Origin of the sequence: Streptomyces sp. NPDC048434, assembly GCF_043200375.1 — a bacterium.
Taxonomy (GTDB): domain Bacteria; phylum Actinomycetota; class Actinomycetes; order Streptomycetales; family Streptomycetaceae; genus Streptomyces.
This window is the reverse complement of record NZ_JBICXQ010000008.1, coordinates 195,097-220,185: the sequence shown is the minus strand read 5'-3', so window position 1 is coordinate 220,185 and position 25,089 is coordinate 195,097. Positions and strand designations below refer to the sequence as shown.

Here is a 25,089-nt window from a genome sequence, read left to right as displayed (position 1 = left end):
ACGGTGCCGCTGACCTGCGGGTTGTTCATCTCTTGTCGGTACACGTGCCGTCCTTTCCTGACCGGCCACAACGGATGCCGCTCCCGGGACGGCGGTGAACCGGACCGGAACGGGCCGGAACATGGTCACCGAGCCGCCACCGAGGCAGTGCCCCAGTTAACTCCCTGCAACGTTGCGAGGTGGTTGCACACGAGGGCGGGCCGTGAGATCCGGTGGGGACCGGCGTCGTCGGAGATTCCCCGCGACCGCGGACCCGGCCGCAAGCCGCATCCGGCTGCCCGGCTCAGGCAACCGTGGTGGTCATGGGCACGTCTCGAAGGCCAGATGCACAAGATGAGAGTTGAGCAACTGGTGACGTTCGGACATTCCCGTGATGCATGCGGTGACGACTGGCCGTTGGTGGGGCGCGAACGCGAGCTCGCCGCCCTCGACGCCGTGGCCGCCGACGTCCTGTCCGGCCGGTCCCGTGTCGTACAGCTCGAAGGGTCGGCAGGGGTCGGCAAGTCCGTCCTGCTGAGTACCTGGTGGGAACGGAACGAGCAGTTCCGGGTGCTGCGGGCCCGCTGCCATCCTCTTGAGCGCGACTTCGCCTTCGGTGCGGTGCGGCAGCTGTTCAAGCCCCTTTTGGCGGCAGTCTCCGAGACCGACCGTGCACGTCTCCTGGAAGGTTCCGCAGCGGCCACGCTGCGGGCGCTGGACGACGACGCCGCCACGGATCCGCTGCCGGAGGCAGCCAATGTGACGGCCTCGACGCTCCGGGAACTCGACGCCCTCGTCTCCCGGCTCTCCCGCCGGCAACCCCTGCTCCTGGCGGTCGACGCCCTGCAGTGGATCGACCAGCCGTCACTGCGCTGGCTGGTGCATTTCGTCGGACGGGCGGACAGTCACCCCGTGCTGATCGCCGTGACCACTCGTAGCGCCGAGGTCAAGAGGCTCGATCCGCTGTTCGCCGAGCTCGTCCGTCCCGCGAACTGCCACACCATCGTCGTGGAGCCGCTCGACGTGCGCGGCGTGGGGCAGCTGGTGCGGTCGCTCTGGGGCGCGGAGGAGCCCGACGAGGCCTTCTGCGCCGCCTGTCACGCTGCCACGGGCGGGCACCCGCTGTTCGTCCGTGCCCTGCTCCACCAGGCGCAGCGCAGCGGGGTGCGGCCGACGACGCCGTTCCGGGACCGGATCCCCACGGTCATGCTGTCGACGCTCGGCGGGGAGATCTCCCACCGGCTCTGCCAGGCGTCCGGCGAGGTCGTGGAGCTGGCGCGGGCGCTGGCCTTCCTGGGCGACCGCAAACCACCGGAACTGCTCGCGGCGTACTGCGGGACAGGGCGGGCCGTGGTGCTCTCCGCAGCCGAGGACCTGCGGTCCCTGGGGCTGCTGCGGGCGGACGGCGACCTCCGCTTCACCCATCTGGTCGTCCGCGACACGGTGCTCGGCATGCTGTCACCCGAGGAACTCGGTGCCGGCCATGCGCGGGCGGCCCAGGTGTCCTGCCTCAACGGACGTCCCGACGAGGAAGTCGCGGCCCATCTGCTGGCCGCCGGTCCGGTGCACGGCTCCTGGGTCCTGCCGGTGCTGCGCAGAGCCGCCACGCAGGCATTACACCGCGGCGCACCGGAAACCGCCGTGACCTGTCTGCGCTCCGCGTTGAACCAGCCGCTGGACGGCGCCGAGCGCGCCCGCGTGCTCCTGGAACTGGGCACCGCGGCCAGCCATTACGATGCCGCGCTGGCCATCTCCTGTGTCACCAGCGCGCTCGAGGAGCTGACCGACGAAACGGCCCGCAGCGACGCCCTGGGGGTGCTGGCCTATTCGCTGCTCCTCTCCCGCGGCTCCCGTACGGACCTGTCGAGCGTGGACCGGAAGATCGCGGCGCTGTGCGACCGGCGCACGGCGGACTCCGGGGCCGCCGACCGCGAACTGACGCTGCGGATGAGTGCGCTGCGCTCGTGGATGGAGTTCGAGCGGCCGTCCGCCGGCAGGCCGGCCCCGGCGCCGTCCCCCGGCACGGACGACGACCTGGCCGACCGCACCGCGGGCGAACGCCAACTGCTCGCGATCCGGGCCTTCCGCGCCCTGCGAGCCGCCCTGCCCGCCCCGTACGTCGCCGGTCTCATCGAGCGCGCGTCCGTCAATCTGCCGGCGTTCTCCCATGACCTGTTCCCGCTGCACTACTTCGTCGCCCAGACACTGCTGTACCTCGACGAACTCGATACGGCCGACCAGCTCAACCGCCATCTGACCCGGGAGATCTCGGGCCGGGGCATGGAACTGCTCGTCTCCTCCCTGATGCTCTACCAAGCAGGGCTGGCGCTGCGCCGAGGGAATGTCACCGAAGCCCTCGGCACCGCTCAGACCGCCGCGGACCAGGCCTCCTCCACCGGGAGGATCCCGTACGCACTGACCCTGGACACCATCCGGATCGACGCCCTTCTCGCCCAGGGCCGGACCGAGGCGGCCGAGCGGGTCGCCGGCACACATTCCGTGGCCGGGCAGGCGGAAGTGGCCTGGGAACGGCCCCGCTTCCTCATGAGCCTGGCAGCACTGCGGATCGCCCAGGGCCAGCCGCGTGCGGGGCTCTCCCTGCTGCGCGAGTGCGGTCACCACTGTGATGCCGCCGGGACGGCCAGCCCCGCGATGTCTCCGTGGCGCTCCCGCGCCGCGGCCGCCCATCTCGCCCTGGGGGAGGCCAAGCCGGCCCATGCACTGGTCGAGCAGGAGCTCGATCTCGCCCGCCGCTGCCAGATCCCACGGACCCTCGGGGTGGCGCTGCGCGTGGCGGGAAGGGTGACGCGCGGCCGCCAGGGGCTGGACATGCTGGCCGAAGCCGTGAGCGTACTCACGCCGAGTCCGGCACGCCTCGAACTCGCCCGCGCTTTCCATGACTTCGGGGCCGCGTTGCTGCAGCAGGACGACAGACGCGGCGCCCGCACGGCACTGCGCCACGGCCTGGACCTTGCCGTGGGCAGTGGCGCCACGGCGCTCGCCACGCGCCTGGGGGAGCGGTTGCACCTCGCCGGCGGGCGAGTAGGCAGATCCAGTGGGCCGGGAGTCGGGGCGCTGACCGCGGGGGAGGAACGCGTCGGCACGCTGGCAGCCCAGGGATACAGCAACAAGCAGATCGCCGAACTGCTGGTCGTCTCGCTGCGGACCGTGGAAACCCACCTCACGGGCGCCTACCGCAAGCTCGGCATCACCGGCCGCCCGCACCTGGCGGCCGCACTGGCCCAAGCGGACAGGGTGCGCAGGGGGAGCGGTCCCGCCGACCCCTGGAGCGTGTCTCGTTGATGGAGCCTGGTGCTCCCGCACCTTCGGTTACAGGGGCCACGGTGGGTCCGGGTTCTATCGGCCGGATCCGGCGTCGGTGATTTCCGCCAGGGAGGCCATACGGGCCTTGTATTCGGCCTGGGGGATCTGCCCGAGGACCGCGAGGCGTTCCAGCTCGACGGCCTCGGTCTCATGGGCGATCTTGCGGCTCTGTTCTGCTTGCTCTCTGCTGTACTTGACGGCCTTGGCGCGCTGTCTGGAGCGGTTTCGCTGTATCTCCTCGGCGATCGCCTGCCCGGTTTGTTCGAAGTAATCGGCCTGCCTGCCTGACCACATCTTGCCCCCCTGTTTGCGGCGCATAATGCCAGAAGCCGGATTCAGGATATCCCGAATCCGGCTTCTGGTCTGCCCCGTTCCTGGGAGATCTTGAACGCTTGAACGCCCTATGGCCGGTGGTGCAATTGGCTGGCCGGGCTGCCGGACTGCCGGGTTGCCGGGCTGCCGGCGCCGGGGCTGCCCGTGGGGCGTGAGGCCACCACTCGGCCCGGCGTGCGGGCCGCGTCCCTCCGGCCGTGCCCGGACGCCCGTGGCCTCGGCCCATCGCCCCAACGCCCCGGAAAGCCCCTCACCTTCGGATGCGGGGCTTTCGGTAGGTCCGTGGGCGTCCCCCGCTCCCGTGGTCCGCCGCGCTCCGGAGCCGTGGGGCCTCGTGGTCCGAAGCCGTGGTTCCCGGTTTCTCACGGGCTTCCTCGTGGTTCCTCGGAGGGTCTTTCTCCGGGTACCGAAGTCTTAGCCGGAACCAATTGATTCGGCGGTTCGCCCATGACTTACTCGGACCCGACAATGCCGCATTCCCCCGGCGGCAGAAGACAGTGCAAGAGGAAGTAGCCATCGTGAAGGTCAACCATCGGGCCGTATTCGGTCTCCTCGCGGCGGGTGCCGCGTGCTTCTCGACCGTGCTTTCCGCCCCCGCGGCTTATGCGGGATCCGACAACTACATTCAGATAACCAACCACGCCGGTATTCTCGCCAACACCTGCTACAAGTGGAACGGCGCCGAGAGCAAGAACTACTGCCACAACGTCCGGCCGGTGAACGACACTTGGAAAGCATATTTCCCGGCGGACGCGACCGGCGTGAAGATCGACCTCAGTACCAGCGTGGTCACCTACGACACGGTGGACACCGCCGCGGTGAGCGACGCGAACAGGAATCACTGCTTCGAGATCACCGGTCTCGCCGACCGGCCGAAGCTCCAGGAAACGGGCTGCTGACGGCAGACACCGTGGGAAGCGCCGCCGTCGCGCTCTCCGCCGCATCGGGTTCCATCAGCATCAGAGTGAGGAATACGTTGATCTCCACATCCGCATCCCGTACGGGGCTCGTCCTCGGTGCCGTCACCCTCGCGCTTGCCATGGCGGCGCCCATGGCATCGGCCGCGCAGGCCACCGACGTCAATGGCCACTCCGACAAGTGGGTGGAGCAAGGAAGCCCCTCCGTCACGTATGACAACGGCTACAAGGTGGATTCCGCGGACGAAGTCAAGCGTGCACTGGAACAGTGCAATGACAGCAAGGTGTCATGCGCCGCGACGACCCTGGAAAGCAACCAGGTGACGAAGTGGTTCGACGTGGACAACGCCGGCATGGACGTCGGTCCGATTCAGAATTGCGGCGGAGGGGGCGCGGAAATAAACCAGACGCTCAGCGGAAGCAAGACCTTCACGTGGGGATGGAACGTCGGCGCCAGCGTCGATATCACCCTGGTCAAGGACAAGCTGGGGGTCGGCGCCAGCGCGCAGTACAGCCAGACCAACGCCGAGACGAAGAGCGGCGACATCAGGATCACCATCAAGCCCGGGCAGAAGGGGATGCTGATGATGGGCCATGACATGGAACAGCGCGTCTCGGATGTGACCATCCAGGGCGGCGAGTTCGGCGGCGCGAAGATCAGCGGGCTGCGCACCGAAATTCCGCTGAACGTGACGGCACGGGCGGACACCGACGTGGTCGCCTGCAACGCCACCCTGAAGAACGGGCGCTGAGCGCCGGTCCCCCTCGCGAACCCTCCACGAAGGATCATCCTGTGCGGAAAATCAAGAAGTCGGCGGCCTATGGCGCTGCCGCCCTGGGACTCGCGCTGGCCGGCGTGGCGATGACGGCACCGTCCGCCGCCGCCGCGGGCTCGGGCAATTACATCGGATTCACCAACAACGGCTGGTTCCTGGTCGACACCTGCTACCACTGGAAGTCCTCGGCGACCCCGGACTCCTGCGATTACGCGAAGCCCAAGGGTACGGACTGGCGGGTGGAAATCCCCGGTGACGCCCAAGGCGTCAAGGTCGAGGTGACGGTGGCGGCGCAAATCGGGGGCGGCAATGTGTCCCCGCAGATCACGGACCTGAGCCGGGGTCATTGCTATGCGCTGAGCGGCTACACCTTCGACCCGAAGATCACCGAAAAGGACTGCTAGAGCATGTCCGGACCAGCAAAGCGAGAGGTGCACTCCAGCATGCGAAGCAGAAAGCGTTCCCTGACATACGGTGCTGCGGCCCTGGGCCTCGCCCTGGCCGGCGCGGTGCTGTCCGCGCCGTCCGCCGCTGCCGCCTCGGACAACTACATCTCGTTCGAGCACAATGCGGGGTCCCTCATCGACACCTGCTACGAGTGGAAGGGCCCGGCCGGCATAGAGAGCAAGAACTACTGCCAGCACGACAGGCCGATCGGGACCAGCTGGAGAGGGTACTTTCCCGCGGAAGCGACCGGGGCAGTGGTCACCGTTTACTGGTCGGGGGGCTCACAACCCCTCTACCTCAACGAGGCCGACAAGAACCACTGTTACAAGCTCGAAGGCACGCTGGTGTCCGGGATCCACGTCCTCAGCGTGAACTGCTGACCGACTCCCCGAGGCCCGTCGGCGCACTCCGCCGGCGGGCCGCCGCGTGCCGTGGGCCCGATCGGCCTGCCGCCGGCAACCGGAGGCCCACGCTGCCGTGGTCAGGTAGCGAGGCGGCGCCGTCGGCGGGACGATGAGGAGGACGGCACGCACCGCAGCCGCGGTGCAGACGGAGACGGCTGCTCCGCACTCTGCGGGAGACGCCATGAGCACAGTTGACCTCACCATCCAGGCAACGATCTCGATGATCTTGCTGGTCGATCCCTTCATCCGCGGCGTCTTCTTCCGCCTGCTCACCGAGAACGAGCCTGAGCGGCGACGGGAGTACGTCGGCCGGATCATGGTGACGATCGCGATCACGCTGGGCGTGTCGGCCCTGGTGGGCAAGGAGTTGCTCGATCTGGTCGGCATCAACCTGGGGGCCTTCGGGCTCGCCGGTGGTCTGGTGCTCGCCCTGATGGGCTTCGAGATGCTGTTCGCCGGTGACCCCTCGCGTGCTCAGGGCGGTGCCCGGGCGCACGAGGAGCCCGAGCCGAAATCGGCCGAGGACTCGATCGTGGTGCCTTATGCCATTCCCTTCATGGCGGGGCCGGGCGCCATCACCGCGGTCATCACGATTTCCTCGGCGGGCAGTGGCTGGTCCGGCCCGATCGCGGCGCTCATCGCGGTGGGCATCACCGTGGCGCTGATACCGGTGGGGCATCTGTTCCTGGCCAACAAGGTGAACCTGTCTCCCCAGAGCACAGCCCTCATGACGCGGTTCGGCGGCCTCTTCGTCGCCACGATCGGCATCCAGCTCATGCTCGGCGGGATCAAGACCTACTTCGGTATCTCATGAGGTCAGGACCGGCGCGGCGATGCCCGTCGGCCTGCCGCTTCCGAAGGCGTTGCCATGCGGGGCGGCCGCGCTGCGGTACGGAGACGGCCGGGTCCACGTAGGCCGGCCGGGGCAGGCCCCTGCGCTCCTCGCCGCCGGGCGCGGACCGGCTCACGGGGTGAGCCGTGTCTCACCCGGGCGGTGCCCACTTGTCTATGCAACGAGTTGCATAGAAGGATCGGGGCATGGCGCTCGACCACGCGATCCTTGTCTCCCTGCTGGAGAAGCCGGGCTCCGGCTATGAGCTGGCCCGGCGGTTCGAGCGGTCCATCGGATACTTCTGGACCGCTACCCACCAGCAGATCTACCGCGTCCTCAAACGTATGGAGAGCGACGGCTGGATCGATGTCCGCGAGGTGCCGCAGCAGGCCCGGCCGGACAAGAAGGAGTACTCCGTCGCCGCCGCGGGCCGGGACGCGCTCTCCCGGTGGCTGCACGAGCCGATCGAACCCGAGAGCGTCCGGCACGACCTCGCCGTGAAGATCCGCGGCGCGGCCTTCGACGACCCGGCCGCGCTGATCCGCGAGGTCGAGCGGCACCACCAGGCGCACACCGACCGGCTCGCGCACTATCTCGCGGGGGAGCGGCGGGACTTCACCGGACCCGAGGCCCCCGCAACGCCCGACGCCGGTCAAGAGCTCCAGCATGTCGTGCTGCGCGGCGGCATCGCGTATGAGCGGATGACCCTCGCCTGGCTCGACGACGTGCTCGCCACCCTCCGCAGACTCGGCCCCGAGCGCTGAACCGGCGCCCGCGAGCCTCCACCCGGCATCCACCGAACCGTTCACCGGCACGCATCCGAAGCTTTCCCGCCCCATCCCCCAACCCCGAGCCGGAAAGGCGAACATCCATGGCCGACCAGCTGCTGTTCAACCCGCGCACCTACGACCCGGCGCACTTCGATCCCGAGACCCGCAGGCTGCTGCGCGCCACCGTCGACTGGTTCGAGGACCGCGGCAAGCGCAAGCTGATCGAGGACTACCGCTCCCGCGCCTGGCTGGCGGACTTCCTCGCGTTCTCCGCCAAGGAAGGGCTGTTCGCGACCTTCCTCACCCCGGCCTCCGCCGCCGACGGGCAGCAGGACAAGCGCTGGGACACCGCCCGGATCGCCGCCCTCAACGAGATATTCGGCTTCTACGGGCTCGACTACTGGTACGCCTGGCAGGTCACCATCCTCGGGCTCGGCCCGGTCTGGCAGAGCGACAACACCGCTGCGCGTACCCGCGCGGCCGAACTCCTGGCCCAGGGCGAGGTGTTCGCCTTCGGCCTGTCCGAGAAGGCCCACGGCGCCGACATCTACTCCACCGACATGCTGCTGGAGCCCGACGGTGACGGCGGCTTCCGCGCGAGCGGCTCCAAGTACTACATCGGCAACGGCAACGCCGCCGGACTCGTCTCCGTCTTCGGCCGCCGCACCGACATCGAGGGCCCGGACGGCTATGTCTTCTTCGCCGCCGACAGTCGCCACCCCGCGTACCACCTCGTGAAGAACGTCGTCGACTCCTCCAAGTACGTCAGCGAATTCCGCCTCGACGACTACCCGGTCGGCCCGGACGACGTACTGCACACCGGCCGCGCCGCCTTCGACGCCGCCCTCAACACCGTCAACGTCGGCAAGTTCAACCTCTGCACCGCCTCCATCGGCATCTGCGAGCACGCGATGTACGAGGCCGTCAATCATGCGCAGAACCGCATCCTCTACGGCCGCCCCGTCACCGCCTTCCCGCACGTGCGCCGCGAGCTGACCGACGCCTACGTCCGCCTCGTCGGGATGAAGCTGTTCAGCGACCGCGCCGTCGACTACTTCCGCTCCGCCGGGCCCGACGACCGCCGCTATCTGCTGTTCAACCCGATGACGAAGATGAAGGTGACCACCGAGGGCGAGAAGGTCATCGACCTGATGTGGGACGTCATCGCGGCCAAGGGCTTCGAGAAGGACACCTACTTCGCCCAGGCCGCCACCGAGATCCGCGGCCTGCCGAAGCTGGAGGGCACGGTCCACGTCAACCTCGCCCTGATCCTCAAGTTCATGGGCAACCACCTGCTGAACGCGGCCGACTACGAGGCGGTGCCGACCCGCCTCGACGCGGCGGACGACGCGTTCCTCTTCCGGCAGGGCCCGGCCCGCGGCCTGGGCGCCATCCGCTTCCATGACTGGCGCGCCGCCTACGACGCCTACGCCGAGGTGCCCAACGTCGGCCGCTTCCGGGAGCAGGCGGACGCCCTGTGCGAGTTCGTCACCACCGCAGCGCCCGGCGAGGAGCAGAGCCGCGACCTCGATCTGCTGCTCGCCGTCGGCCAGCTGTTCGCGCTGGTCGTGCACGGCCAGCTGATCCTGGAACAGGCGCGTCTGACCGGCCTCGACGCCGAGGTGCTCGACGAACTCTTCGCCGTCCTCGTACGCGACTTCTCCGCACACGCCGTCGAGCTGCACGGCAAGGATTCGGCCACCGCGGATCAGCAGCGCTGGGCACTCGGCGCGGTCCGGCGCCCGGTCGTCGACGACGCCCGATCGGCGCGGGTCTGGGAGCGCGTCGAGGCACTGGCCGGGGCGTACGAGATGGCGCCGTAACCCCGCAGCCCCCGGCCGCCCGTCTTCGGACCGGTGGGCCCGGCCGACGCCGCGAGGTGCCGGCCGGGCCCACCGCTCTGCCGCGTGGCACGAGTGGCCTGATCCCGTAGGCTCGACGGATGGCGAAATACTTCGACGTGCACCCCGAGAATCCTCAGCGACGCACCATCAGCACGGTGGCCGACAGCATCCGCTCCGGCGCGCTCATCGCGTACCCGACGGACTCCTGTTTCGCACTGGGATGCCAGCTGGGCAGCCGCAACGGCATCGACCGGATCCGGTCGATCCGGAACCTCGACGACCGCCACCACTTCACCCTGGTGTGCCAGAACTTCGCGCAGCTGGGTCAGTTCGTGCACGTCGACAATGACGTCTTCCGCGCGGTCAAGGCGGCGACGCCCGGCAGTTACACCTTCATCCTCCCCGCGACGAAGGAGGTGCCGCGCCAGCTGCTGCACCCGAAGAAGAAGACCGTCGGAGTCCGGATCCCGGACCATGTCGTCACCCAGGCCCTGCTCGCCGAACTCGGTGAGCCGCTGCTCTCCAGCACCCTGCTGCTGCCCGACGAGGAGGAGCCGATGACGCAGGGGTGGGAGATCAAGGAACGGCTTGACCATGTGGTGGACGCGGTGATCGACTCGGGCGACTGCGGCACCGAGCCGACCACGGTCATCGACTTCTCCGGCGACGGCGCCGAGATCGTACGCCGAGGAGCAGGCGACCCCGCGCGGTTCGAGTAACCGGCCGACGACATCGTGCGGCTCGCCTCGTCGGCTGTCCTGATCGACGGCGCCGCGCGGCCGCCGGGCGGGTTCCATGTCGTGGCTCCGCCACGCAGTCGCCCCTGACTGAGCCGTCTCAGATCACGACCGTAGAACGGCCGTCGGCGACGTGGCTGGGACACCACATGGCACGGACACCACATGGCACGGACCACCTGGCCGACGGCCGTCTGTGGTGCCTCAGTTGGTGACCACCTGGATGGTGGTCCCGCTGGACGGAGCGAAGCTCACCTCGCCGTTGTAGTTGCCGGTGACGAGGTGGGTTCCCTTCGCGAGGGGGTTGAACACCGCACTGGCCTGGCCGTTGACCAGGGGGACGGTCTGAGGGGTGCGCCCGGCGATGGCGAGGGTGATGATCCCGTTGGGGGTGCCCGCTCCGGGGGCCGTCGTGGAGACCGTCGCGGTGAGGGTCACCGGGTCGCCCGTCGTCGAGGGGTTCGGCGTGGACACCACGGCGGTGGTCGTGGCGGCCTTGCCGACGGTCTGGGCAGTCCGGGCACGTCGGCCCGCCCGGCGAGGTCGGTCCGCCGTAACAGCCCCGGTGTGCCGGTTGCGCGCGACAGTGCGCCGGGCAGGGCGTGCAGCAGCATGCCGCTGTCGAGCGCTCTCGGCAGGTCGGCGCGGGCCGCTGTGGTGCGGAGCACCAGGTCGTCCCCTGCCTCCCGCGCCACGAGCGGGACCGGGGCGCTCAAGAGGGGCACGACCTTGTGGGAGGCCGGGTCGATGACGGCGATGCAGTTCCCGTCCCGGTCGGTGATCAGAAAGGGCCGATTCGGGCGCTCCGGTATCAGCATGAGACCGCCCTCGCTCGCGTCATGCTTCCGATGACCGCATCGACGGCTCCCGCGGGGCACCGCACCAAGGGAGGCGGGACGGGCCGGGACGGGAGCGGGCGCGCCCTCCCGACCGTGTGGCGCGGGCCGGTGAGGTGCGCGGGGCGAACAGGACGGACAGCATGCATGACGGCTCCAGACCAGCTCGCGGGCCTGCCGCACCATTTGGCGCACGCTGGGGCGCCGACACGGCTGTTACCTGCATGCCTCAACGAAGGAGCGCGCTCGGACGACTCGTCATGACGAGGCTCCGACAAGGGCAGGACGCCTTTCCCCCCCGGAGAGGATGGGCGGCCACCGGAATCGGACGCAACCCATTCCGGTGACGGCGAAGGCAACACTCCGAGTGCGAGGTCACCCGAAAGGGCGATCGCTTCCGGATTCTCCACTTCAGCACGTCCGGCCGGTATCCGAGCAGTTCCTCTAGCGCCGAGCCGACGGCGTTCTCGGCATTGACCTCCCGCACGCACGAGGAGCAGTCCCCGCAGGCCACTTGGCCCTGGTCAGGCGAGGATCATCCCGCTCGCGCTGAGGTGCCGGCAGCGCCGTCAGCTACGGCGGCGGCCACCCCCTTCGCCGTGTTCAGCAGGATGATTCGCTTGCGGCGTCCGCGGGACCGGCGACGATCGCACCGGTCGCAGGACAGGTGCGGTTTGCGGTTGCGGGCCCTGTGACGGGTGCTGTCACGGGGCCCGCATGCGCACTCCACGGCGCGGTGAGGGGCCGTGGAGAGCGTGTCAGGAAGGGCCGTACCTCGCGTCCGGGTTGCCCGGCAGCATCCGTGTGCCGCAGGGGCACAGGCGGCCAACCGCCGGGCGAGGGGCGCCGGTCCGGGGTTACTTCGGTGCGGACTCCTGGTACTTGAAGTAGGTGACCGGAGTGCTGGTCTTGGGGGACTGGACGTAGACCCGGGCGGGGATGGCCTTGATGTGCTCCTTCTCCGGACCAGTACCGGGAGCCCCGGGAACCGCCTGATAGTCGACGAAGAGGTAGCCGATGTAGTAGGCACCGTCGCGCCGGCCTTGCAGGCTCCCCTTCTTGTCAGACGGGAACTCCGTCTCCAACTTGTCCTCCTGCGTGCCCGTTACCCGGTTGAGGGTGGTGGAGGAGTAGCTGTAGGTGAAACCGACCTCACCGCCGATCTCTCCCCCCGCGCCCCCATTGGCCGGAGTGCTGGTGACCTTGGGCGTGAACTTGCCGCCCACCGACCAGCCCGAGGTCGAGCTCTTCTCGTCGGTGACCTGCCCCGAGACCGTGTAGATCTTCTTTCCCCCGCCCGCTATGCCACCACCGGTTCCCAGCTTCGGGTATTTGGAGCCGGGCCTGTCGTCGAGAATGCCGGCGAAGACACACGGATTTGTTCCGGCGGAATTCTGCGAACCGTCGGGGTGACGCCCGTCGCAGTACGACGAGGCGGGGTTCTTTTCGCTCATGGCCGTCGCGATGTTGTCGTCATTGGTGTTCTGGCTGGTCTCGGGATCAGTGATGGTCGAATCCGCCAGCTGCTTGGCGGACTCCCCAACCCACTTGGAGGTATCTTTGTTCTCCGCGAACTTCTTCGCCGCCGCCTTGGCATCCGCAAGCGCCTTCGTGGGCTCGTACTTGGACATCACGTCCGGCAGGCTGACGGGATTATCCCGGTCGACGCCCTTCGGATAGCCCATCACGCTTTCCGCGGGCTCGACGGGTGCCCACTGTTCCAACGCCTTGTCGATGTCCGCGTCGGACTCGTACACCTTTTCCTTGTCGATGGTCGGCGCATTCTGGCCGTCAGCAGCCGCGGCCGGTGATGCAGTGCCCACCAGGGGCGCCGCCACCAACAGAGCCGCAGCCAGCGCCGTGGCACCTCTGACCCCTCGGGGGGACGTCCTGCGCGGGGCGGACAATGGATTCGTCATGGTGATATCTCCCCTACTTTCTGCAGGTGTTGAGCACACCCGCATTGCTGTGGTTCCCCCACCGGGTGGTGCGAGCTGTTCGCAGAAACGCCTCGGAAACCCTCCTTCTTGTCCTTGCCGGAAGGAGGCTCGGCGGGTGCGGCCCGACCCACGCGGTGAACCGGCCGCGCCCGAATTCCACAGCCACCGAGTCGAGGGCGGCGACGCGGGTCTCGCTCTCGCCGTAGACCGTCGTCGGCCCCCTCACGCGGGCAGCGACGCCGCAGGAGGCGGGTGGCAGCGGTGGCGGGGTGCGGCATGGCGACTCCTGGAAGAGGTCCACGTTCTCGACCATCGTGGCCGCGGTACACCCCCCGATTCATCGCTCTCAGGTCGGGAAAGCACCGCCTGCCCAAAGGCAGAACCGCCGCGGCCACCTCGCCCTCCGGGACCACGGCCTCTCTGCCCGAAGACAGACCCGACGGGGGCGCACGCTCCGGGATCGATGACCCATACCTTTGCCCACTACCGGTCGTGGGACGGGGGCGTGGCCTTCTTCGTCTCCGTCATCTTCGCGCTGATGGCGTTGCTGTCCGCCGTGCCGCTGGTCATGGCCCGTGGCGGCGGACGGTCTCCTGTGCCGCCGCGGGTCGTCATGTGGGGCAGGTGCCTCGTCCTCGCAGGATTGCAGCTGACCGCATAGACACCCTGGCGGCCCGCCGACCTCACGGCCGGCCGGCCGCCGTCACGCTCTGCACTGGCTGGTCAGCGGGCACCCGTGACGTAGTTGTGGCCCGGCCGGCTGAGGAGCCAGCGGGCTGGGGGCGCTTTTGTACGGCACAGGCAGGGGCACGGGTGCCGGCCGGCGGCCGGCGCGTGGCAGGGTGGGGGCATGTGCGGTCGATACGTCTCCACCCGCCGTCCTCAGGATCTGGTCGACCTGTTCGACGTCACGCGCTGGGACCCTGACCAGGTTCTCGACCCGAGCTGGAACGTGGCTCCCACCGATGGTGTGTGGTCGGTGCTGGAGCGTGTCGAGCACGACACCGGCGAGGTCACCCGGCAGCTGCGGCCGCTGCGCTGGGGGCTGGTGCCGTCGTGGGCGAAGAGCCTGAGCGTCGGCGCGAAGATGATCAACGCCCGGGTGGAGACGGTCGCGGAGAAGCCGGCCTACCGTCGCGCCTTCGCCAAGCGCAGGTGCCTGCTGCCGGCGGACGGCTTCTACGAATGGCAGGCGATCGCCGCGACCGGGACGGCCAAGGCCCGCAAGCAGCCGTACTTCATCAGTCCCGAGGACGGCCAGGCCATGGCACTCGCCGGCCTCTACGAGTTCTGGCGCGAGCCCGACGTCTCCGACGACGATGCACCGGGTGCGTGGTGGACCACCTGCACGATCATCACCACCGATGCCACCGACGCCGCCGGACGCGTCCACCCCCGCATGCCGCTGGCCATCGCCCCCGCCGACTGGAGCGCCTGGCTCGACCCCGCCCACCACGACGCCGGTGAACTGCGCGCCCTGCTGACGGCTCCGGCCGCAGGACACCTGGGCGCCCGGGCGGTGTCCACCGCTGTGAACAACGTGCGCAACAACGGGCCTCACCTCCTGGATGAGGTCGCCGGGGACCAGTCCGACGGCTGAAGGATCATGGTCGCCTGAGCCCCGGGCGGCGGCCACAGACCCCGCTGCCGCAGTCGGTCCGCCGCCCCCGGGACGCATGCTGTTCACGCACCTGGCATTCGGGGAATCGTCGTCCGTTCGGTTGCTGTGAATACCGCCACAATGGGCTACTTGCTGTGAATCCGGTGGGCTGCCCATCCCGATCCGGGGGGGGACAGCCCCATGGCATCTTTGCCTCTCGGATGGGCCTTCGGGCGGCCAAGGGTGCGCCCTCTGGGTGCGTCAGGCCATCCAGAAGAAGACCGCCGTCATCCGTTTCTCCTGCAGGGTGGTGCCCCAGTAACGGGTCGCCGTGTGGATCAGGTTGGCGGAGTAGAGCAGCAAGCGGTTGGCGCGGTGCGGGATGCGGACGTCCTCGGTGAAGGAGTCCGGCGTGACGAAGCGGGTGCCGAGGGCGTCGACCAGGTTGTTGTGCGGCGGAGCCACCTGGTTGCCGCCGAGGGTGCCGCCCGGCAGGCTCTGCCGGTAGAAGCTGGTTCCGCAGTCCTTGGGAACCAGGGGGTTGAGGTAGAGCACGGCCGCGTACCGGCAGAGGTTGCGGGAATCGGTGTGGGGGCGGGGCTCACACTCGCCCTCGCCGACGACCTGGACGCAGTTGTGGTTGAACGTACCGCCGCCCGCGGGGCGTTCGGCCCAGATCTGCGCGGTGCCGGTCGTCCTTCTCACCAGCTTCTCGACATGGGCCAGTTCGCCGGGTTCGAGCGCCGGCATGGTGCGCAGGCCCGGCCAGCTCTCGGGCTTGTGGGGGTAGCCCTCGGTCCAGTCGCTCCTGGCCAGACAACGTTCCCGCACGACGTCCGGGTCCGGCAGTACGTCGTCCAGCACCCAGTAGTCCCGGCCCCGGGTCGGCTTGCGGTACGGGAGCACGGGCAGGGCCGGGGTTCGTAGAGGCATGCAGGGAACGTAGTTCGCATCCCGTCAAGGGCTCGCCACCCAAGCGGTCAACCTTCAGTCAAGGGTTGCTCATCGCGCGCTTGACCCTCCGCGCGGCGGCGGTATGGCTGAAGCTGGAAGCGTTCCACTGCCCGGCGAAGCGTCCACGTAAAGGGACGGCAGCGAAACCATCGGCCGCGGAAGACTCGGCGGGTGCTCGCTCCCGCCGGGCAGTGGTACGTCATGCGGCCCTCGCCAGGGTGGTACGGGCCGGAAGCGGAAGGGATCCGACGATTGCGTCGTGGCAAGCGCGCAGCAGCCGGGCGACCGCTTCGAGGGCCGCGCAGTGGACAGGACGGTGGACCGGCGCTCCTCTCCGGCCCGCCGCCCTACTGCGAGTGGATCAGCAGCACAACGTGTGGGAGTGACATGTCGGATGCGACAGACCCGAACAACGCGCAGGGTGCGCACGTTTCGCACCCCCGGTCCAGGGTGGGGGTGGTTGCTTCGTTCGACTTCGACCGGGACCGGGAGATCTGGCGCTGGGCGCCGGAGACGGCGTCGCTGTTCATCGCGCGCACCGACCCTGTGACGTTCTCCGACAACCTCGAACTGGTCTCGTCCCTCAACCGCCCCGGGTGCGTGGACCGGCCCACCCGTGAGGTCTGCGCAATCGGCTCCCAGGTCGTCACCTACCTTTGCACGGCGTGCAGTTTTGTCGGGGGAGCCGCCGGCGAACGGGCACTTCGCAAGGCGATGCGCACCGCAGGTGCCCCGCAGGCGCTGACCTCGGCCGGGTCGGTGGTGGCGGCTCTGCGCGCGTTGGAGGCGCGGCGCATCGCCGTGGTGCACCCCTACGAGCCGCCTGTGGGCAGGCGGTTGGGCGAATACCTGACGGGTGAGGGACTGGAGGTGCTGTCCCTCACCGACCTCGGCCTGGGCTCCGTCCACGAGATCTACGACGTGTCCTACGAGCAGGTGACCGCGGCGGTCCGGGCCGGTGTCCACCCGCGGGCCGACGCCGTGTTCATCAGCTGCACGGCGCTGCCGACCTACGACCTCATCGCCCCGTTGGAGGAGGAGTTCGGCAAGCCCGTCGTCACGGTCAACCAGGCCACGATCTGGGCGGCCCTGCGCGCGGTGGGCAAGCGCGCCATCGGGCCTCGCCAACAGTTGCTGACCGTGTGACTCCGGGGCCGCAGGCCGCCCAGCCCGCCACCTCCACCACGCCCGCCACAACCCTGACCATCACCGCAGCACGCCGTGATCACCGGTCGGGGCAGCCCCGGCCCCGGGTCCCGCCCCGGTCAGCGCCGCCTCGACGGGGCATGCGCAGCCGCCGTCTGTGGCACCGTCGGCCAGTGCCGCGAGGGCCGCACGCATCCGCGCGAGGTCGACGATGCGTGCGTCGAGGTCCGCGAGCTTGGCGTCGACGACGGTGCGCAGGCGCGAGGACGGGACGAGGCCCTCCTCCGAAAGCGCCAGGAAGGCCTCGACGTCCCCCATACCGAACCCCAGCTGGTGCGCCCTCTGCACAAAGCGGACGCGGCGGATGTCGTCCGCCGAGTAGCGGCGGTAGCCGGAGCGTGGGTCCCGCTCGGGGGAGAGGAACCCACGCCGCTCGTAGTAGCGCAGAGTGCTCAACGGCACGCCGGCAGCGCGGGCGGCATCGGTCGGTGTCATGAAGTCACGGTCTCCCGGGGGTGGAGGGCGCTTGCTCGCCGTGCCCGGATCAGCTGCCACCCCTGCGCGAGCAGGAAGCCGATCTCGACCACGAGGAAGACCACCAGCACGGGCGTCGCGCCGGTGGCCAGGGCATACATCATCAGCAAGGCGAAGGCCGCCCGTCCAGCGGTGTCGGCGACGGCGGTCACGACATTGCCACGCACCAGGCGCACCACCGCCCACATCGTCACCAGGACGCCGAAGAACGTGACGAACAACAGGTGCTCCGGCCCGAACTCGCCGGGGGCGCGTCCCGGCAGGTCGAGGGCGGTGTGCAAGGCGCGGAACCCGTCGATGGCGAGCCGGGCGGTCCAGGGGGTCGCGAACACGGGCGCGACGGCGAGGTCGTACAAGGCGCCGATCCGGACGGGGTCGGTCCACGGGCGGCGGTTTGGACGTGGCGGGTGTGTCATGCCGGCAAAGGTGCACCCTGCACCGCGGTGCAGGGTCAAGCGACCGCCGCACCGGCGGCCTTCTGGTCGAGTTCACCGACATCGACCCCGTGGAGCTCGACGCGCGCGGCTTCACGGCGCACACCGGCAACCACCGCACCGCCGACGGCCTCCGCCACACCGTCCTCCACGTCTGGAACGAACTCAACTGGTGTGACGACGCGGTCGATGTCAGGGCCGATCAGGCGGGACAGGACGGGACGGGACGGGACAGGACAGGATCTGGAACGACAGACGCCGCGGGCCGCCGAGTGGGCGTCGGCGGTGGGCGCGCCGAGCCGGATCCGTCCCCGGGCCCGGCCGGCGAGCACCTTGGTGGCGGCGATGCTCCGGCCGAGGATGGCTGCGGGCCCGCTCCCTCACGTCGGCCACCAGGGTGTCAGCTCGGGGTTCCGGTGCCGTCGAGGTAGGCGAGGACCGCGCGGACGCGCCGGTGGTCGTCGTCGGACGGGGGGAGATCCAGCTTGCTGAAGATGTTGTTGATGTGTTTGCTGACGGCCTTCTCGGTGATGAAGAGGCCGCCGGCGATGGCGCTGTTCGAGCGGCCCTCGGCCATCAGGCCGAGGACCTCGCGTTCGCGGGGTGTGAGTCTGCCCAGCGGCCCTCCCGCGTGGCGGCCGGCGAGCAGTTGGGCCACCACCTCCGCGTCGAGCGCGGTGCCTCCGGCGGCCACCCGGCGTACCGCGTCCAGGAACTGCCGCACGTCGGACACCCGGTTCTTCAGCAGGTACCCGACGCCGCCCTGCGCGTCGGCGAGCAGTTCCCTGGCGTAGAGCCGCTCGACGTGCTGGGAGAGGATCACCACCGGCAGCCCCGGCACTCGGACCCGCGCATCGACCGCGGCCCGCAGTCCCTCGTCGCTGAAGGTCGGCGGCAGCCGCACGTCCACCACGGCCACGTCCGGCCGGTGTTCGAGCAGGGCGCGGCGCAGGGACGGGCCGTCGTCGACGGCCTCGACGACGTCGAATCCGTACGCGGTCAGCAGCCGGGTCAGTCCGTCACGGAGGAGGGCGAGGTCCTCAGCGATGACAACGCGCACGGCACCCCCATCGTCACCACGGTCGGGCCCCCGGGCGGGCTGGTCACGGCGAGCGTTCCGTCATGGGCCCGCAAGCGGCGCTCGACGCCGCGCAGGCCGCTGCCGCCGGCGGGATCCGCTCCGCCTCGGCCGTCGTCGCCGACGACCAGCGTGAGCATACGGTCGGTGTACCGGACGTGGAGCCAGGCAGAAGTGGCATGGGCGTGCTTGACGACGTTGGCGAGCGCCTCGGCACCGGCGAAGTACGCCGCCGTCTCGATGGGCGCCGCCAGCCGGTGCGTCAGCTCCATGTGTGTGGTCACCGGGATCGGGAGGGCCAACGCGAGCGCGGTGAGCGCGTCGCAGAGGCCGCGTTCGGCCAGGACCGGAGGATGGATGCCGCGCACCAGGTCGCGTAGTTCCGCCAGCGCCTGATTGCCGGCCTCGCGAGCCTCGACCAGCAGGCGGTGTGCGGTGTCGGGGTCGCTGGCCAGCAGGTCCTCGGCCATGCCGAGGTTCATGCCCAGCGCCACGAGGCGGGCCTGGGCGCCGTCGTGCAGATCGCGTTCGATGCGGCGCAGTTCGGCTGCCTCCGCGGTGACGACCTCCGACCGGGACACGGCCAGGTCCCGTACGCGTATCGCCAGCAGGGCCGCGTCGGTGGGCGCCAGCAGTCGGTACGCGAACCGGGCGCGCAGCCGCAGGATGTGGGAACCGCCCGACACCCCGAGCGCGATCATCAACACGCCCTGGACCACCGAGAGCGGCACCATCAGCCACGCGGGTCCCTCGACGAACCAGCCGATGCCGTACCCGTAGTCATGGACCAGCGGCGTCAGAACCGGCACGAGGACGATGCCCTCCGCCCCGTGGCACAGCAGCGCGGCCGGAAGGATGCCGAGGGACAGGGCGACCGGGGCAAGCGCCATCCACAGCAGGTCCCGCCACGTCGCCACGTCGGTCAGCACCGCCCGGCAGCGGTGCCACGAGCCGGCCAACCCTCGCGGCACGTCGGACGGCGGCCGGAGACCGGAGTTCGGCTTCGCGGTCCGCGACGGCAGCCGGTACGGCACCGGGATCCGCACGCCGAACCAGGTCTCCGCCAGCCTGCGTTCCTCGTTCAGCAGTCCTCGCACCGCGGCGGCGACGAGCGGAACGAGGAACACGCCGATGCCGAGCGGCAGAAGGGCCACGGCGAGTACGAAGGCGATCAGCAGCGCCACACCGCCCGCGAACGACACCACGGCGGCGACCAGTCCGCGGCCGGCCCACAGCAGGGCCTCGCGAACCTTTCGCACCATAGCGGCGGGCAGTTGAGGGGAGGAGCGGAGGTCATCATCCACCCACCCATTATTTCAGGCCCTCCCCGAAGGCCGTCGGTAGTGCTGGCACCACCTTCCTCCCACATGCCAGGACCCGTGCCGCCCGCCCTTCCGACGAGGAGGATCCCGGATCACCAGCACTGACCGCCCATCCGAACTGCGACACCCGGACACCGCCACCCGCCACCCGCCACCCGAACACTCATCAGAACAGAGGCCGGACCATGACCGTGACCACACCGCCCCACGCCACCGGTGCCCCGCAGCGGTCCGGCACCCCGCACCGCAGGCGCCCGCCCTGGCCGATCACCGTGCTCGGTGTCGTCACCGCCGCGATGGCGGTCTACCTGATCTCCGCGTACGTGCCCCCGAACGTCGCCACCAGTCGCATCCCCACCCGCGGCACCCTGCACTACGACCTGCTGGTTGCCCACGTCTTCACCGCCACGGTGGCCTCGTTCACCGGCCCGGCGCAGTTCTGGCCCTGGCTGCGCGGCCGGCATCCGGCCGTCCACCGATGGGCGGGGCGCGCGTACTTCTTCGCCGGCGTCTTCCCCTCAGCCGTGCTGGCGATCCCCGTCGCGGTCATGGCGCCCTTCGGCGCGGCGAACCAGGCAGCCCTGGGACTGCTCGACGTGCTGTGGCTCGCCACCGGCATCGCCGGGTATCGAGCGGTACGCCGGCGCCGCTACGCCGACCACCGCCGCTGGATGATCCGCAATTTCTCACTGACTTTCGGAGCCATCGCGTCGCGCTTCTGGATCCCGGTCATGGTCCTGCTCACCGTGCCGCAGAGCTCCTCGGCCGCCTACAACAGCGACCAGATCGCGGTATCCCATGACATCGCCAGCGGCAGCGCCTGGCTGGGGCTGGCCGTCAATCTGCTCCTCGCCGAGCTCTACATCCAGCGCCGCTACGGTGTCCCGCCGCACCGCTCCGGCAAGGCAGCCGGCGCCGCCCCCGTCGACTCCCACCGCTGACCGGGTCCGGGGCCCGTGCCGCTGGGAAGTCGCCGCCGGCAGAACGCGATTTCTTGCGTGCCGCGCGCAGGGCGGGGGCGGCGCCCCGCCCCGGGCAGACACCGCCGCCCGAGCGCTCCCGGAGAGCCGATGACGGACTTCCACGACTTCCAGGACCTCACCGGCTCTCGGAGGAACGAGGCGGCGCAGCGGGCCCAGGGGGCCGCATCGGGCCTGCGCCGGGCGATCCACAGGGTCGTCCGCCGCGGTTGTGCGGAAGCTCTTTGCGGCTGCCGCACAAGGCGGGGCGCCCGTCTCTGCCGACGTGGCTATGTGAGGTCGGCGAGGAGCGCGTCAAGTACACCGGACAGGGCCTCGGAGTTGGCCGGGTCGAACCAGGTGGTGCGGATGCGTTCGTTGTTTCCGTTCGGGGTCTCATGGGCGGCTGCGAGTTGGCGCAGGGAACGGGTCTCGTCGCTCAGAGCGCGACCGACGCCCTGGAAGAGGCTGCGAACGTGCTGCGTTCCTTCCTGCTGCCATCTCGGCTCTCCCGTCTCGGCATACTTGCCGGCTTGGTGAAAGCGACTCTCTCCGGCCCGGTCAGCCGTACATCGCCACGCGGTAGAGAGCCGCAAGCGCGTCGTCGATGACGGTTGATATCAGCGAGGCCGACGGCCCCACCCATGACATGTCGTAATAGCCCCAACTCGCCGCGGTCTGGGGACGCTACGCGTCAGGCGGCACCGGTTCACGGCTGGTCATGGAAGAGGTGCTGCAGGCTCTGCGCGCGTCGGGACTGCCCGACGAGGAGATCCCGGCGCGCTACCACCGGATCGCGGTCCTCATCGCCGCGTTGATCGCCTCCGAGGCCGGGGTCAGCACCGTCACCCCCGGAGAGTACGAACAGGGCATGGAGCTGTTTCACGTCGCGGTACTCGGCGCCGACCCCGAACGCTTCCCGGCCCTGGCCCACTTCGCCCGCGACGTCCGCCCCCTCGGGGAGGACCGCCGCGCTGCGTTCGAAGAGATCCTCGCCGCCCAACTCGCCCACATTGAGGCCGCAATCTGCCCGAGCTAGCCGACCGGCTCGGGAGTGTCGGCAAAACCGGGTCGAACGGGCACTCCCCGGATGGCCGGTCGTACACGACGAACGCCTCGCGCGGCTGCCGTTTCGAGGGGCAGATGCCACACGCCGGATGGTCCTCGCCCTGGGCGAACGGCTCGCCCATGACGGAACGGTGGCGGAGTCAGAGCCCCCGCCGAGGCCCGGAACCCCCGCCGAGGTCGGAGCACCCGCCGAGGCCGGAGCCCCCGAACGAGAACGGCGCTCCTCCTAACGGCACGGGGTGAGCGTCACCGTCGTACGTCACGTCTCGTCAGTCTCATTGGGTCCGACAGAGCTCGTCGGCGCACTCCCGGCTGCGCAGGAACGGCCGCTAACCCGGCATCGACTTGCTGCGGGGGCTGGTCAGTTGTCTTCGCGGAGTGTCCGCGCAAGTACGGAGCGGTGGGTCGGTTTCGCGTCGCTGAAGCGCTTGTGGCCGTCGTCGGTGAGGACGACGAAGATGCCGCGGCGGTCGAGGTCACACATGGCTCGTTCGACGAGGCCGCCTCGTTCCAGCCTGGCGACCAGGCGGGATGCGGCGCTCTGGCTCAGGTGTACCGCGTGGGTGAGGTCCTGGCCCCGGCACTTGCCGTGGTCGGAGGAGGCGAGGAGCTCGAGTGCCTCGAACTCGCTGACGCTAAGGCCGTGCTGTGCCTGCAACTCGTGCTCGAGAGCGTTGTGCACGGTGGCATGACGGGCGAGAAGCCCATGCCACGCGTCGACCAATTCCTGCTCCGAGCCACCGATCATGAAGCCAAGATAACATGCGCCAGCATTTGATGCACAGAGATTAAATGCGCTTGCATTCGATGCGCGTGCATGTGAGAGTCGCGGCATGACTTCCTCCGCGCCCCTGTCCGCCTCCACATCCACGTGGAACGCCAAACTCTGGGGAGTGCTGCTCACGGTTTCCCTCGTCATCGGCCTCGACGCGCTCGATGTCTCGATGGTGGGCGTCGCCCTTCCCTCCATCCAGGCAGACCTGGGCCTGTCCACCAGTGCGCTGCAGTGGATCGTCAGCGGCTATGTCCTCAGCTACGGCGGACTGCTGCTGCTTGGCGGACGCGCCGCCGACCTGCTCGGACGTCGCCGGGTGTTCCTGACCGCGGTAGCCGTGTTCGCCGCCGCCTCCGTGCTCGGCGGTCTGGTCGACGACGGAGCCCTGCTCATCGCCACCCGCATACTCAAGGGCATGGCGGCGGCGTTCACCGCGCCTGCCGCACTGTCGATCGTCACGACCACGTTCGCCGAAGGCCCGGCGCGCAACAAGGCGCTGGGCGTCTTCTCCGTCTTCGGAGCCAGCGGCTACTCGGCCGGCTTGGTGCTCTCCGGCCTGCTGACCCAGGTTGGCTGGCGGTGGACGTTCTTCCTGCCGGTACCGATCGCGGTGATCGCATGGATCGCGGCCAACCGCCTGCTCCCCAAGGACGGCCCCCGCGCCTCCGGCGGCTATGACATCCCCGGCGCGATCACCTCGGTCGGTGCGATGCTGCTGCTCGTCTACACCGTCGTGGAGGCGCCGGAGTCCGGCTGGGCCGCGCCGAACACACTGATCCAGTTCGCGATCGCCGCGGTGCTCCTGCTCGCCTTCATCGTGATCGAACGCCGCAGTGCGCATCCGCTGGTCCGCCTCGGAATCCTCCGCTCGGGCTCACTGGCACGGGCCAACCTGGGCATATCGGTATTCTTCGGCGGCTATATCGGCTTCCAGTTCGTGGCCATGCTCTATTTCCAGTCGGTGCTGCAATGGTCGGCGTTCCAGACCGCGCTCGGCTTCCTTCCGGCCGCGCTGATCGTGGCCTTCGGTTCGCCGCAGATGGAGCCTCTGATAGCACGGCTCGGCACCTCGCGCACCATCGCGGGCGGCGTCATCGCTCACCTCCTCGCCTACGTACTCTTCGTCGCCATCGACCGGGACGCCCCATACGTCGTCGGTGTGCTGCCCAGCATGGTCCTGCTCGGCATCGGGTTCACCCTGGCCTTCGCGTCCTTCAACATCCAGGCCACCGCCGGCATCCCGGACCATGAGCAGGGCCTGGCCGGCGGCCTGTTGAACACCTCCACGCAGGTCGGCGGCGCGATCGGACTCGCCATCGTCACGGCCGTCCTCACCGCCGGAGGCGAAGGCAGGACCGGCCCCGATGCCCTGCTCGCCGGCTTCACCCCGGCACTGCTCACGATCACCATCCTCTCGGCCATCGGCCTGCTCATCGGACTGTCAGGAGTGCTCGGACGGCGCAAGATCGACAAGTTGGCGGTCGAGCCGGCGGACGAGCCGGAGCTCGCCCTCGTCGACTAACCGGCCCTGTCATGGGACATCCCGGGGTGAGACACCAGCCAGAACCGGGATGTGCCGTGCTGGGTACGCATTCGCGTGACTCACTGGCAGCCCGCCGAATTGATCGGACACAGCCCCGGCGCGGCCGCGCCAGGGCTGTGGACACCTGGACTGCGAGTCCGGAGCGCGTTGGTCGAACGGGGAGCGCTGCTCCGTGTGCGAGGTAATGGTCGCCGACCGGCGTCCTGAGCGGGAGCACGTGCGGCGGGTGCCGCGGACGGCAGCCGGGCTGTGCCCGGAGCACGGCAGTCGGCCCGCCCCATCCGGTGTGTGCGAATCCAGCCGTGCGGCCGCCGCGGTCAGCTGATGCTGCCTCCTTTGCGGAGGACGACATAGACTCGGCGTCCTTCGGCTGGGGCACAGTCGCCGACCACCCATGCACCCGGGACATCTGAGAAGATGTCTACGAGCCGCGATGACGCTTAGACGCGAGTGGCCCGGCGAGCCGGCCGCCCGGGCGAGGTGGAAATGTCTTCAGATCGGTAGAACGCTGTTTTGAAGCACTTTCACCGAGCCCGA

24 protein-coding genes and 1 pseudogene are annotated in these 25,089 nt (G+C 69.5%); 15 read left to right on the top strand and 10 right to left on the bottom strand.

Annotated features, from left to right (window positions below; translation table 11 throughout):
* The first annotated feature begins 333 nt into the window (after positions 1-333).
* Positions 334-3,282: an AAA family ATPase gene (locus ACGFWI_RS12445; RefSeq protein ID WP_393905912.1), complete on the top strand. Its 2,949-nt coding sequence runs from the start codon at positions 334-336 to the stop codon at positions 3,280-3,282.
* A 54-nt stretch (positions 3,283-3,336) separates the two neighbouring features.
* Here ACGFWI_RS12445 and ACGFWI_RS12440 read toward each other — a convergent pair whose 3' ends face one another.
* Positions 3,337-3,621 (bottom strand): hypothetical protein, encoded by a 285-nt coding sequence (locus ACGFWI_RS12440; RefSeq protein ID WP_393905911.1) that lies wholly within the window; start codon positions 3,619-3,621, stop codon positions 3,337-3,339.
* 533 nt (positions 3,622-4,154) lie between these two features.
* Between ACGFWI_RS12440 and ACGFWI_RS12435 the strand changes: the two genes are divergently transcribed.
* From ACGFWI_RS12435 to ACGFWI_RS12400, 8 genes are all read left to right on the top strand, one after another.
* Complete coding sequence (locus ACGFWI_RS12435; RefSeq protein WP_393905910.1) at positions 4,155-4,535, top strand: hypothetical protein; 381 nt, start codon at positions 4,155-4,157, stop codon at positions 4,533-4,535.
* Between the two features lie 11 nt (positions 4,536-4,546).
* Positions 4,547-5,305: a hypothetical protein gene (locus ACGFWI_RS12430; RefSeq protein WP_393905909.1), complete on the top strand. Its 759-nt coding sequence runs from the start codon at positions 4,547-4,549 to the stop codon at positions 5,303-5,305.
* A gap of 41 nt (positions 5,306-5,346) precedes the next feature.
* Positions 5,347-5,733 (top strand): hypothetical protein, encoded by a 387-nt coding sequence (locus tag ACGFWI_RS12425; protein WP_393905908.1) that lies wholly within the window; start codon positions 5,347-5,349, stop codon positions 5,731-5,733.
* Positions 5,734-5,772: 39 nt separating this feature from the next.
* On the top strand, positions 5,773-6,156 hold the full coding sequence (locus ACGFWI_RS12420; protein WP_393905907.1) for a hypothetical protein: 384 nt from the start codon (positions 5,773-5,775) through the stop codon (positions 6,154-6,156).
* Positions 6,157-6,319: 163 nt separating this feature from the next.
* Positions 6,320-6,994 carry a MarC family protein gene (locus ACGFWI_RS12415; protein WP_393905906.1) on the top strand — a complete coding sequence of 225 codons (675 nt, stop codon included), beginning with the start codon at positions 6,320-6,322 and terminating at the stop codon, positions 6,992-6,994.
* A 224-nt stretch (positions 6,995-7,218) separates the two neighbouring features.
* Positions 7,219-7,776 (top strand): PadR family transcriptional regulator, encoded by a 558-nt coding sequence (locus ACGFWI_RS12410; RefSeq protein ID WP_393905905.1) that lies wholly within the window; start codon positions 7,219-7,221, stop codon positions 7,774-7,776.
* Positions 7,777-7,883: 107 nt separating this feature from the next.
* Positions 7,884-9,605, top strand: a complete 1,722-nt coding sequence (locus ACGFWI_RS12405) for an acyl-CoA dehydrogenase family protein (RefSeq protein WP_393905904.1) — start codon at positions 7,884-7,886, stop codon at positions 9,603-9,605.
* A gap of 119 nt (positions 9,606-9,724) precedes the next feature.
* Positions 9,725-10,345 carry an L-threonylcarbamoyladenylate synthase gene (locus tag ACGFWI_RS12400; RefSeq protein WP_393905903.1) on the top strand — a complete coding sequence of 207 codons (621 nt, stop codon included), beginning with the start codon at positions 9,725-9,727 and terminating at the stop codon, positions 10,343-10,345.
* Positions 10,346-10,567: 222 nt separating this feature from the next.
* On the opposite strand, the gene ACGFWI_RS12395 is transcribed toward ACGFWI_RS12400, so the two are convergent.
* Together ACGFWI_RS12395 and ACGFWI_RS12390 are read right to left on the bottom strand one after the other, a co-directional pair.
* Positions 10,568-10,840: an Ig-like domain-containing protein gene (locus ACGFWI_RS12395; RefSeq protein WP_393905902.1), complete on the bottom strand. Its 273-nt coding sequence runs from the start codon at positions 10,838-10,840 to the stop codon at positions 10,568-10,570.
* 1,216 nt (positions 10,841-12,056) lie between these two features.
* Complete coding sequence (locus ACGFWI_RS12390) at positions 12,057-13,022, bottom strand: hypothetical protein (protein WP_393905901.1); 966 nt, start codon at positions 13,020-13,022, stop codon at positions 12,057-12,059.
* 580 nt (positions 13,023-13,602) lie between these two features.
* Between ACGFWI_RS12390 and ACGFWI_RS12385 the strand changes: the two genes are divergently transcribed.
* Both ACGFWI_RS12385 and ACGFWI_RS12380 read left to right on the top strand, forming a co-directional pair.
* Entirely contained in the window at positions 13,603-13,800 is a 198-nt protein-coding gene (locus ACGFWI_RS12385; RefSeq protein WP_393905900.1) for a hypothetical protein, read from the top strand.
* 189 nt (positions 13,801-13,989) lie between these two features.
* Positions 13,990-14,739, top strand: coding sequence for an SOS response-associated peptidase (locus tag ACGFWI_RS12380; RefSeq protein WP_393905899.1), 750 nt, complete (start codon positions 13,990-13,992; stop codon positions 14,737-14,739).
* Between the two features lie 261 nt (positions 14,740-15,000).
* On the opposite strand, the gene ACGFWI_RS12375 is transcribed toward ACGFWI_RS12380, so the two are convergent.
* Complete coding sequence (locus ACGFWI_RS12375; protein ID WP_393905898.1) at positions 15,001-15,672, bottom strand: DUF6445 family protein; 672 nt, start codon at positions 15,670-15,672, stop codon at positions 15,001-15,003.
* 408 nt (positions 15,673-16,080) lie between these two features.
* Between ACGFWI_RS12375 and ACGFWI_RS12370 the strand changes: the two genes are divergently transcribed.
* Positions 16,081-16,839, top strand: coding sequence for an Asp/Glu racemase (locus tag ACGFWI_RS12370; protein ID WP_393905897.1), 759 nt, complete (start codon positions 16,081-16,083; stop codon positions 16,837-16,839).
* Between the two features lie 60 nt (positions 16,840-16,899).
* Here ACGFWI_RS12370 and ACGFWI_RS12365 read toward each other — a convergent pair whose 3' ends face one another.
* The 5 genes from ACGFWI_RS12365 to ACGFWI_RS12345 all read right to left on the bottom strand — a co-directional run bounded on the left by ACGFWI_RS12365 (position 16,900) and on the right by ACGFWI_RS12345 (position 20,189).
* Positions 16,900-17,334 (bottom strand): MerR family transcriptional regulator, encoded by a 435-nt coding sequence (locus ACGFWI_RS12365; RefSeq protein ID WP_393905896.1) that lies wholly within the window; start codon positions 17,332-17,334, stop codon positions 16,900-16,902.
* Positions 17,331-17,789 carry a hypothetical protein gene (locus ACGFWI_RS12360; RefSeq protein WP_393905895.1) on the bottom strand — a complete coding sequence of 153 codons (459 nt, stop codon included), beginning with the start codon at positions 17,787-17,789 and terminating at the stop codon, positions 17,331-17,333. Before ACGFWI_RS12360 ends, ACGFWI_RS12365 begins: the two co-directional genes overlap by 4 nt.
* Before the next feature lie 35 nt (positions 17,790-17,824).
* The gene (locus tag ACGFWI_RS12355; RefSeq protein ID WP_393905894.1) at positions 17,825-17,959 is read right to left on the bottom strand and encodes a hypothetical protein; all 135 of its coding nucleotides are present in this window, start codon (positions 17,957-17,959) and stop codon (positions 17,825-17,827) included.
* 248 nt (positions 17,960-18,207) lie between these two features.
* Entirely contained in the window at positions 18,208-18,867 is a 660-nt protein-coding gene (locus tag ACGFWI_RS12350; protein ID WP_393905893.1) for a LuxR C-terminal-related transcriptional regulator, read from the bottom strand.
* On the bottom strand, positions 18,819-20,189 hold the full coding sequence (locus tag ACGFWI_RS12345; protein WP_393905892.1) for a sensor histidine kinase: 1,371 nt from the start codon (positions 20,187-20,189) through the stop codon (positions 18,819-18,821). Before ACGFWI_RS12345 ends, ACGFWI_RS12350 begins: the two co-directional genes overlap by 49 nt.
* 203 nt (positions 20,190-20,392) lie before the next feature.
* On the opposite strand from ACGFWI_RS12345, the gene ACGFWI_RS12340 reads away from it, so the two are divergent.
* The gene (locus tag ACGFWI_RS12340) at positions 20,393-21,148 is read left to right on the top strand and encodes a DUF2306 domain-containing protein (protein ID WP_393905891.1); all 756 of its coding nucleotides are present in this window, start codon (positions 20,393-20,395) and stop codon (positions 21,146-21,148) included.
* 679 nt (positions 21,149-21,827) lie between these two features.
* Positions 21,828-22,205 (top strand): annotated as a pseudogene (locus ACGFWI_RS12335) (TetR/AcrR family transcriptional regulator); the annotation flags it as partial.
* 390 nt (positions 22,206-22,595) lie between these two features.
* Here ACGFWI_RS12335 and ACGFWI_RS12330 read toward each other — a convergent pair.
* Positions 22,596-22,982, bottom strand: a complete 387-nt coding sequence (locus ACGFWI_RS12330) for a MarR family winged helix-turn-helix transcriptional regulator (protein ID WP_393905890.1) — start codon at positions 22,980-22,982, stop codon at positions 22,596-22,598.
* An 85-nt stretch (positions 22,983-23,067) separates the two neighbouring features.
* Here ACGFWI_RS12330 and ACGFWI_RS12325 point away from each other — a divergent pair, with 85 nt between their 5' ends.
* A complete protein-coding gene (locus tag ACGFWI_RS12325) occupies positions 23,068-24,531 on the top strand; it encodes an MFS transporter (RefSeq protein ID WP_393905889.1) in 1,464 nt (487 codons plus the stop codon).
* Positions 24,532-25,089: the final 558 nt, after the last annotated feature.

Bases quoted from the DNA above. Each gene is read 5' to 3' on its own strand.
- ACGFWI_RS12365 (WP_393905896.1), bottom strand. From the start codon at position 17,334: ATGACACCGACCGATGCCGCCCGCGCTGCCGGCGTGCCGTTGAGCACT.
- ACGFWI_RS12410 (WP_393905905.1), top strand. From the start codon at position 7,219: ATGGCGCTCGACCACGCGATCCTTGTCTCCCTGCTGGAGAAGCCGGGC.
- ACGFWI_RS12375 (WP_393905898.1), bottom strand. From the start codon at position 15,672: ATGCCTCTACGAACCCCGGCCCTGCCCGTGCTCCCGTACCGCAAGCCG.
- ACGFWI_RS12385 (WP_393905900.1), top strand. From the start codon at position 13,603: ATGACCCATACCTTTGCCCACTACCGGTCGTGGGACGGGGGCGTGGCC.
- ACGFWI_RS12445 (WP_393905912.1), top strand. From the start codon at position 334: ATGAGAGTTGAGCAACTGGTGACGTTCGGACATTCCCGTGATGCATGC.
- ACGFWI_RS12440 (WP_393905911.1), bottom strand. From the start codon at position 3,621: ATGCGCCGCAAACAGGGGGGCAAGATGTGGTCAGGCAGGCAGGCCGAT.
- ACGFWI_RS12360 (WP_393905895.1), bottom strand. From the start codon at position 17,789: ATGACACACCCGCCACGTCCAAACCGCCGCCCGTGGACCGACCCCGTC.
- ACGFWI_RS12405 (WP_393905904.1), top strand. From the start codon at position 7,884: ATGGCCGACCAGCTGCTGTTCAACCCGCGCACCTACGACCCGGCGCAC.
- ACGFWI_RS12380 (WP_393905899.1), top strand. From the start codon at position 13,990: ATGTGCGGTCGATACGTCTCCACCCGCCGTCCTCAGGATCTGGTCGAC.
- ACGFWI_RS12330 (WP_393905890.1), bottom strand. From the start codon at position 22,982: ATGATCGGTGGCTCGGAGCAGGAATTGGTCGACGCGTGGCATGGGCTT.
- ACGFWI_RS12370 (WP_393905897.1), top strand. From the start codon at position 16,081: ATGTCGGATGCGACAGACCCGAACAACGCGCAGGGTGCGCACGTTTCG.
- ACGFWI_RS12340 (WP_393905891.1), top strand. From the start codon at position 20,393: ATGACCGTGACCACACCGCCCCACGCCACCGGTGCCCCGCAGCGGTCC.
- ACGFWI_RS12400 (WP_393905903.1), top strand. From the start codon at position 9,725: ATGGCGAAATACTTCGACGTGCACCCCGAGAATCCTCAGCGACGCACC.
- ACGFWI_RS12325 (WP_393905889.1), top strand. From the start codon at position 23,068: ATGACTTCCTCCGCGCCCCTGTCCGCCTCCACATCCACGTGGAACGCC.
- ACGFWI_RS12420 (WP_393905907.1), top strand. From the start codon at position 5,773: ATGCGAAGCAGAAAGCGTTCCCTGACATACGGTGCTGCGGCCCTGGGC.